This is a genomic window from Mesorhizobium waimense, from assembly GCF_003601975.1.
GTDB lineage: Bacteria > Pseudomonadota > Alphaproteobacteria > Rhizobiales > Rhizobiaceae > Mesorhizobium > Mesorhizobium waimense.
The window spans coordinates 60,051-73,421 of sequence record NZ_QZWZ01000005.1; the positions used below are offsets into that span (position 1 = coordinate 60,051).

Here is a 13,371-nt window from a genome sequence, read left to right on the forward strand (position 1 = left end):
TCGCATTTCCTGCACCTGACCAGGGACCGTTTCGCGCCGATCTGGCACGAACGCAGGTACCGCGCGTGGACTGCGGATCGGCAATGAGCTCGAAGGACGATCCTTTCGGCCCCGCGGGCAAGACCGTCATTCGCGCAACGCCGCGGCGCGAGCGCAAACCGGCGCCGATTCCGCAGGAACCCGGCTCCGATGGCGGACAGCCGGCGCCGGCCAAGCAGTCAACGGTCTTCGATCCCGGCGTCGGCAGCCATGCGCCGGTGGGCTGGACGTCCGGAACTGTGATCTATCAAGGGGCGCCACCCAGTGTCGCCGGCGCAACCGGCGCTTCCGCGGCAGCGCCCGTCTTGCAGCAGGCTGTGCTGATCGATGCCGCCGACAGCGTCAAATATGCGGCCCAAAACCCCATCCTCGCCGCGGCAGCTCCCGTGCTGATGCTGCTTGGCCAGCTCAGGCTTATCCCGGTCGAAAGAGAAGCGCAGCCACTTTCAGAACACATCGCCGAAGCGATCGAAAAGTTCGACCGGTCGCTGGAGAAATCCGGCATTGCCGATGAGGATGCACGGATCGCAAAGTTTGCTCTTTGCGAAACCGTCGACGACCTCGTCGGCAACCTGCCGTGGCCCAAAGAGGACGCCTGGGTGCAGCACGGCATGGTGTCGCGTTTCTTCCATGTCGAACCCACCGGTACCGGCTTCTACGAGGCGCTGAACAAGATTCTGGCCAAACCTGAAACGCATTACGATTTGCTCGAACTGATGCATGCCTGCCTGTCGCTCGGCTTCGAAGGCCAGTATCGGGGGTTGCCGCGCGAAGACAACAATCTCGAACGCGTCCGGCGCGACGTCTATGAGACGCTTCGCTATTTCAAGCCGCGTGACGGCGAAGATATTTCCCCCCACTGGCAAGGCCTGGCGGCGACGATGGCGCCGCCTTCCGCCCGGCTGCCGCTTTGGGTCGTTGCCGCCGCCGCCTCTGCGCTGCTGACGGCGGCATTCTTCGCCTTGCGGGTCACCATCACCGATGAGGGCGATGCGCTCGCCGGTGAGTTGCTGGCGCTCAATCCGTCGACGCCAATCACCATAGAACGCGCCAGCGTGGCGCCGCTGGCCAAACCGGTGAAAGCCGCCCCGCCCGCCGCCAGCACCCAGCTCGACCGCATCCGCGCGGCACTCGCCAAGGAGGTCGAGGGCGGCGGACTGAGCGTCGGCACGAAGGGCAATTTCATCGTGGTGGAAATCAACAATCTGGTGTTGTTCCAGCCCGGCAAGGCCGAGGTGAAGCCCGAATTCAAGGCGATTGCCGCGGATATCGCCGCCGCTCTGAATCCCGAACCGGGACCAATCAGGATTGTCGGCCATACCGACAATGTGAAGCCGCGAAAATCGAGTGCGTTCAAATCCAACTTCGACCTCTCCGTCGCTCGGGCCAAGGCCGTCGAAACCATCATCGCACCGCAATTCAAGGACGCTTCGCGCATCATGGTCGACGGCAAGGGCGAAGACGAGCCGATCGCCGACAATGCGACGCCGGAAGGCCGCGCCAGGAACCGCCGTGTCGACGTGATGATCCCGCGGGAGGAGACATTGTGAGCGCGCCCAGTTGGAGGCGCCGCTGATGGACTGGCTGCTGCGGATAGTCAGCATCCTCGCGCTGGCCGCCTTTTCGGCGGCGGTGTGGTTTGCCGGCCCCTTGATCCGTTTCGCCGACACCCGCCCGCTGGGACCGATCTGGCTGCGCGCGACGATCATCGGCGTGATCGTGGCGATCGTGGCGCTCTCCTGGGGCTGGCGTTTCTGGCGGATGCGAAAGGCACAAAAGGCACTCGAAACTGCAATCACCGGAAACCGCGACAGGAATGACGATTCGCAGGTGCTCGAGGCGCGCATGAACGAGGCGATCGCGACGCTCAAGCGCTCGAGCGGCAAGCGCAATTTCCTCTATGAGATCCCCTGGTACATCGTCATCGGCCCGCCAGGTGCCGGCAAGACGACCGCGCTGGTCAATTCGGGCCTGAAATTTCCGCTTGCCGGTTCGGGCGATGCCCAGCCGGTGGCCGGCGTCGGCGGCACGCGGTCCTGCGACTGGTGGTTCACCGACGAGGCCGTGCTGATCGACACCGCCGGGCGCTACACGATGCAGGAGTCCGACGCACAGCGCGACAAGAGCAGTTGGCTCGCCTTCTTGTCGCTGCTCAAGACGCACCGCGCCCGGCAACCGATCAACGGCGTCATTCTGGCAATTAGTCTGGCCGATCTCATCAGCCTCGACGATCAGAAACTCGAGGCCCATGTCACGGAGATCCGCAGTCGTCTGCGCGAAGTCTACGAGACACTGAAAATCCAGTTTCCGGTGTATCTGCTTTTCACCAAGGCCGATCTTGTTTCCGGGTTCATGGACTATTTCGGCGACTTCGACGAAGCGCGCCGGCGCAAAGTCTGGGGCGCGACCTTCCAGACCGCGGATCGCAACAAGAACATGGCTGGCGAGGCCGCCACGGAATTCGACGCACTGGCAAGCCAACTGGCGGAAGAGATCCCCGACCGCCTGCAGGAAGAAGCCGATCCGGTCGCGCGCATCGCCATCTTCGGCTTTCCGGCGCAATTCGCCGCGCTGAGGAGCCGAATTTCCGGGTTTGTCACCGGCATATTCGATCCGGCCCGCAGCCAGGTGAACGTCACCCTGCGCGGCCTCTATTTTTCGTCGGGCACGCAGGAGGGAACGCCGATCGACCAGCTGCTGGGCACGATCGGCCGCAGTTTCGGCAGCAGCTCCCAGGCGCATCTTTCCGGCACCGGCAAGAGCTTCTTTCTGCATGACCTGCTGACCGGCGTCATTTTCGCCGAGTCCGGCTGGGTCTCCTACGACAGGGCGGCGGAGCGGCGTGCGGCGATCGCCAGATATGGCGGCTTTGGCGCGATCGCATTGATCGCAGCTGCGGTGCTGGGCACGCTGGCGCTGAGCTTTGCCGACAACAGGTCGCTGATCGATTCCACCACGCAAGCCATCAGCCAATATCGCCAGACGGCAGACGCGTTGCTCAAGAGCACGACGGTTACCGACGTCGACCTCGAAAACGTCCTCGGCCCACTCGACCAGCTTCGCAACCTGCCTGCCGGGTATGAGACGGGTGACGTGCCGGCACCGGTCGAGGAAACCTTCGGCCTCAGCCAGCGCGAAAGACTGCTATCGGCATCAAAGGCGGCCTATCGTCAGGCGCTGGAGCGAACGTTCCGCTCGCGGCTGCTCATTCAGGCCGAACGCACGATCCAGGCCAAGATGGCTGATCCCGCCGCGCTCTACGAACCGTTGAAAATTTATCTGATGCTGGGCGGCAAGGCGCCGAAGGTCGACGACGAGCTGATCGTTTCCTGGATGAGGCAGGATTGGGAGCAGAACCGGTATCCGGGCGAAAACAACCGCGAGGGACGGGCGCAACTCGAAAAGCATCTGCGCGCCATGCTTGCGCTGGACGACGCCTATGATCCGGTCTTCGAACTCAACCGGCCGCTTGTCGAAGCCGCGCAGCGCTCGCTCGGACGCATGAGCCTTGCCGATCGTGCCACGGCATTGATCAAATCGGCGATTTACGGGGCGGCACTGCAGGATTTTTCCGTTGCCGCGAAAGCCGGCCCGGAAGCACAGCTGCTGTTCGAGCGCATCGATAGCAGCGAGCTGTCGGATCTTCGCGTTCCCGGTCTCTACACGCATGCCGGCTTCAGTGACTTCTACCTCGGACAGCTCTCGCGCATTGCGCAGATGCTGGTCGACGACCAGTGGGTTCTGGGCGGCGGTGGCGAGCAGGGTGGCATCGACCAGGAATTGCTCAAGCTCGGCCCCGAACTGCTCGACCGCTACGGCAAGGAATTCGCCGCGGCATGGAACGCCATTCTCGACCAATTGAGATTCAAGGCGATGCTGAAGGATAAGCCGAACTACATTGCGCTGTCCGCCGCCTCCTCGCCAGGCTCGCCGATCGACCGGCTTTTTACCGCGATCGCCGATGAGACAGCTCTGACCCGGGACATCGGCCCTGGCAACGAGGCCGACACCGGCACGGCTCGAAACCAGCCGCAGGACACTGCGGATATCGCCAGGGGCCTGGCTCGCATCGGCTTACAGATCGGCAGCGGAAAATCGCAAAGCCGTGCCGGCACGGGAACCGCGGGCACGCAAGGCCAACATCCTGGCGCCAATATCGAGGCGCAGTTCAGGTCGTTCCAGGCTCTGGTGGGCGGCCCCGCCGGGCGCCGGCCGATCGATGCGCTGACCCAGAATTTCCGCGACATCCACCAGAGCCTGAAACTGGCGGTCGACGTCCCTTCGCAGACGGAACGCATCAACGCGAACCTGCAGCTGCAGATCGCCACGCTGCGCGCCAATGTCTCGCGTCTGCCCAAGCAACTCGCCCGGATGGTCAATGCCACGGCCGACGAGTTCGAGGGCAACGTCACCGAGACCTCGGTGGCGAATTTGAACCAGGCGCTCGATCAGACGGTCACGCAGCCCTGCGAGGAGGCCGTCAACGGCCGCTATCCTTTTGCCAACAACGGCACAGAAGACATTGCGATGGCGGATTTCGCCAAATTGTTCGCACCCGGCGGCGTGATGGACCGGTTCTTCGCGCAGAACCTCGCTTCGCTGATCGACATGACCGGCCAGGACTGGAGCTGGAAACAGGAGGCGCGCTTCGGACGCGACCTCTCGAAGTCGACCTTGAAGGACTTCCAGCTGGCTGCGGAAATCCGCACCGCCTTTTTCCCGCTCGGCGGATCGGTGCCCTCGATCAGTATCACCTTCACGCCGTTTTCACTGCATGGCGACGCCGATCAAGCGGTGCTCGACGTCGACGGACAGACCGTCCAGAGCAGCCAGGCGGGCAACACGCCGAGCACGGTGGCCTGGCCGAACGGCACGGCGTCCTCGTCCGCCAGCCTCAGCCTCACGCCGGAAATGCCGGGCCGCGAATCCGCCATCAAGTTCGACGGTCCGTGGGCGCTGAAGCGGCTGCTGGACAAGGCGGCCATCACTGGCAGCGAAGGCAATATGGCGGCGCGCTTTGTCATCGGCGGACGCGATGTCGCTTATACGTTGCAGGCCGGCTCGGGCCCCGTCCCCTTCCTGCTTCCCGCACTTTCCGCGTTCAGCTGTCCGAAAGCGTTTTGAGATGGCCTTTCAGTCCTTGACGATACCCTGCCCGGCCCACAGACCCCCGAGCCTTGATTTCGATACTCTAATGTTTGCGCTTGTGGCAGACTGGCGCATGCGAGCGCCCGACGGTGCGCCACAGAGGACGCTTGAGAAGCGCTTGGTGGCAAGTTGAACAATGTCGCCCTTCCCTTTGAGAGCTTCGGCGTCAGTCACAAGGGCTGTGTGCGCGAGCACAATGAGGACAACTATCTGGTCGAGCCGCAAACCGGCCTCTGGGTGGTGGCCGACGGCATGGGTGGACATGAGGCTGGAGAGGTTGCTTCGGCCAGCATCGTCGATCATCTGGCAACGATCGGCATAGCCAGTTCGGCACCCGACCTTCGCGCACGCTTCGAGGACAGGCTGAGCCGGGCCAATGCCGAAATCCGCAGGATATCGCGAACACGCGGCATAACCATCGGCTCGACCTTCGCCGCCCTTCTGGCGATGGATGGGCGCTTTGCCTGCCTGTGGGCAGGCGACAGCCGTATCTACCTGATCCGCAACGCGTCGATCTCGCAGGTTTCGAGGGACCATACCGAGGTTCAGGAGCTTCTCGACCGCGGCGTCATCAGCGAGGCCGAAGCACTGACTTGGCCGCGCCGCAATGTCATCACCCATGCGGTCGGTGTCAGCGATGATGTCGTCATCGATTTCCAGCAGGGCGAGCTCATGCCGGGCGACATTTTCGTGCTCGGCACCGATGGGCTGACGGCGCATGTCAGCGACGCCGAGATCGAGGCCGCGGCGGTGTCGGGCAAACCGCGCGCGGCATGCGAAAGCCTGCTTCAAACGGTGCTGGCGCGCGGCGGAACCGACAATGTCACCATCGTGCTGGTGAAGATCGGCGATGCGCGCAACGGGCAGACGCTGCATCCGAGCCAGCACAGAACAGAGAATTGAGGCTGATGAGCGCCGACGACAAGACGCGAATCTCGCCGAACCTGGCCAGCACCGGCGTGGGCACGCAGCTCAGCGGCATCTACGAACTCGACGAGCGCATTGCATTCGGCGGTATGGGTGAGGTCTACCGTGGCCACAACATTCAGACCGGCGACCATGTCGCGATCAAGATCGTCTTGCCCGAGTTCGCCCGCGACCAGACGATACTGTCCCTGTTCAAGAAGGAAGCGTCGATCCTCAATCACCTATCGCATGACGCGGTCGTTCGCTACCACGTCTTCACCATCGATCCAGGCATTGGCCGCCCCTACCTCGCCATGGAGTTCGTCGACGGTGAATCGCTGTTCGACGTCATGCGGCGCGGCGCCATGGCGCTGCAGGACGTGCGCAAGCTGTGCCATCGCCTCGCCTCCGGCCTGAGCGCAGTGCACCAGGCGGGTGCCATACACCGCGACCTCTCTCCCGATAACATCATCCTGCCAGGCGGCCGGGTCGACCGCGCCAAGATCATCGATTTCGGCATCGCGCGTTCGGCGACCGTGGGCGGCGAGACGCTGATCGGCGGAAAGTTCGCTGGAAAGTACAATTATGTTTCGCCCGAGCAACTTGGCCTCTACAGCGGCGATGTCAGCGAGCAGTCCGATATCTACAGCCTGGGACTGGTGCTGGCCGCGGCGCTCCGCGGCAAGCCGATCGACATGAGCGGCTCCCAGTTCGAGATCGTGGAAAAGCGCCGGACCGTCCCTGACCTCTCAGACATCGATGCCGATTTCAGGGACATTGTCGAAGCGATGCTGCAGCCGGATCCGCGCGACCGGCCGGCCAGCATGGCTGAAATCGCCAGGATGACTCGCGACGACACCGACAGCGAAGCAACGGCGCCGCCGGCCTCGCTTAAGCCGCGCGAGCGGCCGGGCTTGCCACGAGCTGGAGGAACATTGGCGCCTGGCTCCAGAACCCAGGAGCAGCCTTCAAGGGCCCCCGACGGACAGCGCTTCGTTCCGCATGTCCGACCCGCGCATCTGTCCGAACCGCGACCTTCGGCCGCCGCCCCACGCGCGGTCGCGCCTCCTGCCGCCGCAAAGCCCGCAAGGATCCGAAACATCGCGATCGCCGCCGTGGCGGCTTTGGCCGTGGTATCGGGGGCGGGCGTCTATCTCAGCGGCATCCTGACGCCGGTGCCGCCAGCGCCTGCCGGCAAGACAACGCTTTCGGTGCCGGAGGCACCAAAGCCGGCCCCGAACGATAGCGCGTCCAACGCGCCGGAATCGGCAAAGCCGACACCGCCAGAGCAGCCTCAAGCGCAGACAACTGCGCCGCCTGCTGAAAATCAGGCGGATACCGTGGCCGGCCAAAAGCCGGAGCCTGCACAGCCGCCCGAACCTCTCCCGCCAGTCGAGGAAACCCCGAAGCCGACGGCAAGCGAGACGCAAGCGCCAATCGAACTGGCGCCGGCCGAAAAGGTGCCGCCGGCAAACCAGCCGGAGGCCGTGACAGGCGACAGCCAGGAGACGGTTACGCCGCCCGCCAAGGCCGCTCCCGCCCCGCCACCCGTCAAAGTCGCACCTGCCCCGACACCGGCCGAGAAAGCTGTGACACCGCCTCCGCCGCAGCCGGACATCGTGGTGACCCAGAAGCCCGAGCAACCGGCGGGCCAGCCCGCGAAGCCTAATACTACGGCGCAAACGTCACAACCGGACGCAAGCCAGCCGGAAGCCACGACCACACCAGCGCCGCCAACCGAACCGCCTGCGGCCGAGCAGCCGGACGACACAGATGTCGCCCTGAACGTGCCCAAGCCGGAAACGCCGCCGGCACCGCCCCCCGTCGGCGCGATGGCGCTGCGCGCCTCCTGGGTGCGCGACTTCGGCGGCGGCGACTGTTTCTATGCGACCCTCACGGCCGCGACCGACAAATCCGCCGCGATCGAGGGATTTGGCACGCAAGTCCAGCCCTTCGAACGCATGCTGCATGACTTCCAGGCGAGGTTCCAGGTCGAGCCTGACATCAGCGTCCGCCTCATCGAACCGACCCAGTGCGAGATCACCAGTTTCCTGAGCTTTCTAGGCCGGACCGCCGCCGACAAGCCTGAGCTCGTTCTCGATCGGACATCGGTGCCGGACGGCTCGCCGATCGGCGGCACGCTGGTGACGCATGGCGGCCTGATCTCCAGCGTGCTGCTGATCGACCACAAGGGCATGGCCTTCAACCTTGACGACCGTATGGTCGTGCAATCGGACAGAGCGACCTTCAAAATCCCGATCGGCCTCGGCGCCGCCGACAAGGCGGCCGGCAAGGCCGTGCCGCAGATCATCCTGGTGATCACCGGCCCGCAGGACATCCAGGCGGCGGCCTTCTCCGCGCCGACGCCGGCCTCGGTGGTGCTGCCCAAGATTCTCGAGGAGATCGAGACCAGCGGATCAGAATTCTCCGCCACCGCCAAATATTTCCGGCTCGGCGGGTAGCATGGGCGCCCGATGGAACTCCGCCGCATGCGTTCTTCCTTCCCGCCCGTCCTCTCGCCCAAGCAACAGCGTGATTGGGCTAGAGCAATTCCAGGAAAAGTGCGTAGCGGTTTTCCGTCCGGAATTGCGTCAAAACAAAGAGATAGAGCGCTGCTGACGGGGCGCATGAAGCTTGCCGTGATCCTGGGCGCGGCACTGCTGGCCATCCTGTCATCCAATCCCGCGCGCGCCGAATTCACCGTCTGCAACCAGACGCTCGACGTCGTCAATCTCGCCGTCGGCCAGAAGGTCGACAATGCCGACCAGACCGACGGCTGGTGGACCATCGGCGCGAACCAGTGCGTAAACGTGATCCGCGAGGAGCTGACCAACCGCTACGTCTATATCTATGCGACCGATGTCTTCGGTCATGCGATCCTGAACGGGTCGACCGAAATGTGCATCGAGCGACGGCGCTTCTCGATCCGCGGCATCGATGAATGCTGGCAGCGCGGCCATATCGCCGCGGGCTTTCTCGAAGTCGACACGCTCGAACAGGCGCGGTGGACGTTTTTCCTGACCGGAAGCAATCCGTGACGCACAGCATCGACACCAGCTTCAAAGCAAAGAAGCAGGCACGCCTGGCGCTTCGCAGGCGCAGGCTGTGGCTGAGCCTCGCTGCCGGCTTCGCCGTGCTTGCGGTGATTTCGTTGGGCGTCGGCTTCTATCTTACCGCGGACTATTGGTCCTTTGGCGACGAGGACGAGGAACTGCATGCCGTCGAAGGCGCCGACGACGTGCCGGCCGACGCGTCGGTCTATGTGCCGGCCATCATCGATCTTGCCGGGGACCCTATGTGGATCACCCTTGCCCCCGATGCCGACACCTCGTCGAAGGCCCAGTCGATCGCGCGGCCGGCGGAGCTCGATCAGGCCGGCGTCTCTCCGCAGATCGAAATCCTGTCGGACGTGATGCTCAGCGCCAGTGAAAAATTCATGACCACCATCCCGTCGACGCAGGAGGATTTCGCATTCTTCCAGGCGCAGCGGCAGACCGCGCCGCCACCGTCCGGCGACGTGCCGTCCAGCGACGCGCCAGCCAGCGACCTGCAGAACGAACTTCAGCCATCGCCGGTAGCGGGAGAGGCTCCGGCCACTGCGCAGCCGCAGGCGGATGCCGACGATCCTGAAGCCGGCTGGGGCGAAACAATCGATGCCGGCGAGGCCGCCCTTCCCGCGTTCCAGAAGACCCAGATCGAAAACAACACCAGCGTCGCGACCGTCACCAGCGAGTATCAGCGCTTCGAGGCGACCGAAGACACGTTCGTGAAGATCCTCAACGATCGCAGCCTGGACAGCGTTGCGCTCGACGCGCATTTCTCCGCCGAGGATGCCAAACAGGCGGGAGAAGCCCTCAAAAGCCTGTTCAACCGAGACGGCCTGGAGCCGGGCTATGTCGTCGCCATGCGTGGGTTCAGGCCGACGCGCGAGACGACGACGATGTCGCTAATGCAGGTTTCGATCTACGCCAAGAACATCTTTGTCGGCACGCTGACGCGCAACGCCACGGGCGCATTCGTATCGGGTGTCGACCCTTGGGTGCGCGAGGATCTGTTCAACTATTCGGGGGCACAGGAGGAAGGCACGCACAAGCGGCAGTATCGCCTGCTTGACGCAATCTATTCGACAGCCGCGCGCAACAAGGTTCCGACCGGCGTGATCGGCGAAGCGATCATGTATCTGTCGAGAGGACAGGACCTGGATGCCTTCGCCAGCGAGGACCAGCGTCTGGTCCTGATCTATTCGCAAACACCGCGCGGCAAGAGTGAGACCGACGGGCGGGTCTTGTATGTCGGTGTGCAGGGTACGGAAAAAAGCCTCGACTGTTTCGTCTTCCAACAGAGCGACGGCCAGTTCGCCTGCGTCGGCGGCGACGATCAGGTACGCTCGCTGACGGTCACCAACGGCATGGTCACGCCGGTCAACGGCGTCATGACGTCGACCTTCGGCCCGCGCAAGCACCCAATTCTGGGGGTGGTTCGTATCCACAAGGGCGTCGATTGGGCGGCCCCCGTGGGCACACCGATCGCAGCCGCCTTCGATGGCGAGATCACCTTCCAGGGCGACGGCGGCGGTTACGGCAATCTGGTGAAGATCGCGAACAGCAACGGGCGCGAGACGCGCTACGCGCATATGCAGAAATTCGCGATAGCGAGCGGTGTCGGCACCAAGGTGAAGGCCGGCGACGTCATTGGCTATATCGGCACCACCGGCCTGTCGACCGGACCGCATCTGCATTTCGAACTCTATCAGAACGGCCAGGCGATCGATCCGCTCGGCAACGTGACCGCGGCAATCGCAACAACGAGCGATCCTGCCGTCGAAACGCTGACCGACCGTATCGTCCATGTCGAAAGCGGCGGCAGTGCCCGCGCCAAGAATCCGCTCTCCTCGGCAACCGGCGCCGGCCAGTTCATATCCAAGACCTGGATCCGGATGATGAACACCTACCGCCCCGATCTCGCCCGCACGCTGTCGACCGCCGATCTGCTCGCGCTGCGCTACGATGCCACGCTTTCGCGCGAGATGGTGCGCAACCTGGCGCGCGAAGGCGAAGCCTATCTCAGGGCGCGCGGCCACCAGATCACCGCCGGCCGGCTCTATCTCTGCCATTTCCTCGGCATGGAAGGCGCGCATCAGGTGTTGGCGTCGCCGGGGTCGTCGCAATTGAGCGCCGTGCTCGGGTCGGCCGTCATCCAGGCCAATCCGTTTCTCACCGGCAAGTCCGCCAGCTACGTCGTCGACTGGGCCGAAAGGAAGATGGGCCGCAAGCTCCCGCCGACGACCGGAACAGGCCAGGGAACGACCACGGTGGAAATCCGGCAGACATCGCCGGAGTTCGAAAAATACAAGCAGGCCGTCACGGCCCTCATAGGCTCGATTCAGAAGACTCTTTGAACCTGCCCCTTGCAGCGTTTCGCCGTCATCGTTGGTGTTCCTGCCGCCAAGTGTTACAATAACGAACTTTTTTCGGGCTCTTTGTGAACCAAAACTGTGGTCGAGATCACATACGCTCAAGAGCCGTTTTGGCAGAAGCGACTGTGTCGCTAGTGAAAGTTAGCATGCGCAGACATCAATAGCGCGCCCCGGGTGGGGCGGAGGGCTGATCCATGAAAGCGTTCGCCGTCCTTGTGAGCGGAATTATCCTGTTTGTCCTGGCCTCGCTTGGCGCCCAGGCTGCGGCACCCGATGCTGCCGCGCCTGATGCTAAACGCGTCGCGCTGGTGATCGGCAACAGCAAATACGTCCATGCGGTTGCCTTGCCCAATCCTGCCAACGATGCCCACCTGATCGCATCGACCCTGCGCAATGCCGGCTTCGAGGTGATCGAGGGGGTGGATCAGGACAATGCGGGCATGCACAGCCTGATCAGCCGGTTCACCGAGCAATCCTACGACGCCGACCTTGCCGTCATTTTCTATGCCGGCCACGGCATGCAGGTCGACGGCAAGAATTTTCTCATCCCGGTAGACGCCGAACTGACGTCGCCCGCCTATCTCAAGACCCGCACCGTCCAGATCGACGAGTTCATGGCAGCATTGCCAGCCGACCCGGCGGTTGGCGTCATCATCCTCGATGCCTGCCGCGACAATCCGCTCGCCAGGACGCTGGCTGCCTCGCTGCCGAAGTCGCGCTCGCTGGGCTCCGGCCTGGCGCCGATCGAAGCAAGATCGGAAGGCGTCGGCACCGGTGGCATCCTGATTGCCTATGCAACGGATCCGGGCGCCATCGCCTTCGACGGCAACGGCGTCAACAGCCCCTACTCCACCGCGCTCGCTAGGCACCTGACCGAACCAGGCATTGAGATCCAGAGCGCGCTGACCCGCGTGCGCGGCGAAGTGACCGAGACCACCAAAGGTCGCCAGCGGCCATGGCACAACGCATCGCTGGGGCGCGAGGTCTTCATTGGCAAACCCGTCGTGGCGGCGCCTGTAACAAAACCGGCCACCGACGCAGCCGGCGCCGCGGCGGCAGCCGCTCCCGCCCTGGTGGTTGGTGAACCTCCGTCCTGGGAAGTCGAGCAGCGCCTCTGGGATGAAGCCTCCAAGCGCAACTCGGTGCCGTTCTACGAAGCCTATCTGGAGCAGTTTCCAAGTGGCCGCTTTGCCACCGTGGCCCGGCTGAGCATCGATGAATTGAACGACCCCAAAACCGAAGACCGGCAGGTCGCGGCACTCGATGCGGACGAGGCGAACGCCAACTCCGGCTCTGCCGTGCGCACGACGGTCGGCATTTCGGACGATATGAAGCAGGCGCTCGGTTCCGAGCTGACGGAAAGTGCCATCGGTCTCGATCGCGAGGGTCGCATCGACCTGCAGTTGCGCGTCGAAGCGCTGGGCAACGAACTTGGTCGCGTCGACGGAAACATCGGGCCTAAGACCCGCCAGGCGATCGGCGACTGGCAAGAGAAGAACGGGCTGCCGCCCACCACCTTCCTGACGCGCGAGCAACTGGCGTTCCTGGTTGTCCAGACGGATCCGATGATGGACGCCGTACGCGCCAGGCACGCCGCCGATCAGGTCCGAGCGGAGCAGCCGAAAAGGCAGTCGGTGCAGAAGGCCCGCGCGCAAAAGCCGGTGGCGCAGAAACCCCGCAAGAAGCAGCAGCAGGTCGTTCAGAAGAAGCGCACCAACCGCGATACCTTGGTCGGGCGGGAAGACTCCCCGCCGCCTGAGAACAACAACAACGACTTCCTGACCAAGGCGCTGATCTTCGGCACCGGCGTGGCCGTGGGCGGCGTGCTCAACAAGGACTGACGGACTGGGCTCTTGAGCCGG

Annotated in this window: 7 protein-coding genes; all 7 read left to right on the plus strand. The window is 63.9% G+C overall.

Annotated features, from left to right (window positions below):
- Positions 1 to 83 precede the first annotated feature (83 nt).
- The 7 genes from tssL to D3227_RS08455 all read left to right on the plus strand — a co-directional run bounded on the left by tssL (position 84) and on the right by D3227_RS08455 (position 13,350).
- Positions 84 to 1,589 (plus strand): type VI secretion system protein TssL, long form, encoded by a 1,506-nt coding sequence (gene tssL / locus D3227_RS08425; RefSeq protein WP_120013670.1) that lies wholly within the window; start codon positions 84 to 86, stop codon positions 1,587 to 1,589.
- Between the two features lie 25 nt (positions 1,590 to 1,614).
- Positions 1,615 to 5,163 carry a type VI secretion system membrane subunit TssM gene (gene tssM, locus D3227_RS08430; protein ID WP_208646350.1) on the plus strand — a complete coding sequence of 1,183 codons (3,549 nt, stop codon included), beginning with the start codon at positions 1,615 to 1,617 and terminating at the stop codon, positions 5,161 to 5,163.
- 153 nt (positions 5,164 to 5,316) lie between these two features.
- Complete coding sequence (locus D3227_RS08435; RefSeq protein ID WP_120013671.1) at positions 5,317 to 6,090, plus strand: PP2C family protein-serine/threonine phosphatase; 774 nt, start codon at positions 5,317 to 5,319, stop codon at positions 6,088 to 6,090.
- Positions 6,091 to 6,095: 5 nt separating this feature from the next.
- A complete protein-coding gene (locus D3227_RS08440) occupies positions 6,096 to 8,555 on the plus strand; it encodes a serine/threonine-protein kinase (RefSeq protein WP_120013672.1) in 2,460 nt (819 codons plus the stop codon).
- Between the two features lie 165 nt (positions 8,556 to 8,720).
- On the plus strand, positions 8,721 to 9,131 hold the full coding sequence (locus D3227_RS08445; protein WP_167480647.1) for a DUF1036 domain-containing protein: 411 nt from the start codon (positions 8,721 to 8,723) through the stop codon (positions 9,129 to 9,131).
- Entirely contained in the window at positions 9,128 to 11,491 is a 2,364-nt protein-coding gene (locus D3227_RS08450; protein WP_120013673.1) for a M23 family metallopeptidase, read from the plus strand. Before D3227_RS08445 ends, D3227_RS08450 begins: the two co-directional genes overlap by 4 nt.
- 212 nt (positions 11,492 to 11,703) lie before the next feature.
- Positions 11,704 to 13,350: a caspase family protein gene (locus D3227_RS08455; RefSeq protein WP_120013674.1), complete on the plus strand. Its 1,647-nt coding sequence runs from the start codon at positions 11,704 to 11,706 to the stop codon at positions 13,348 to 13,350.
- Positions 13,351 to 13,371 lie beyond the last annotated feature (21 nt).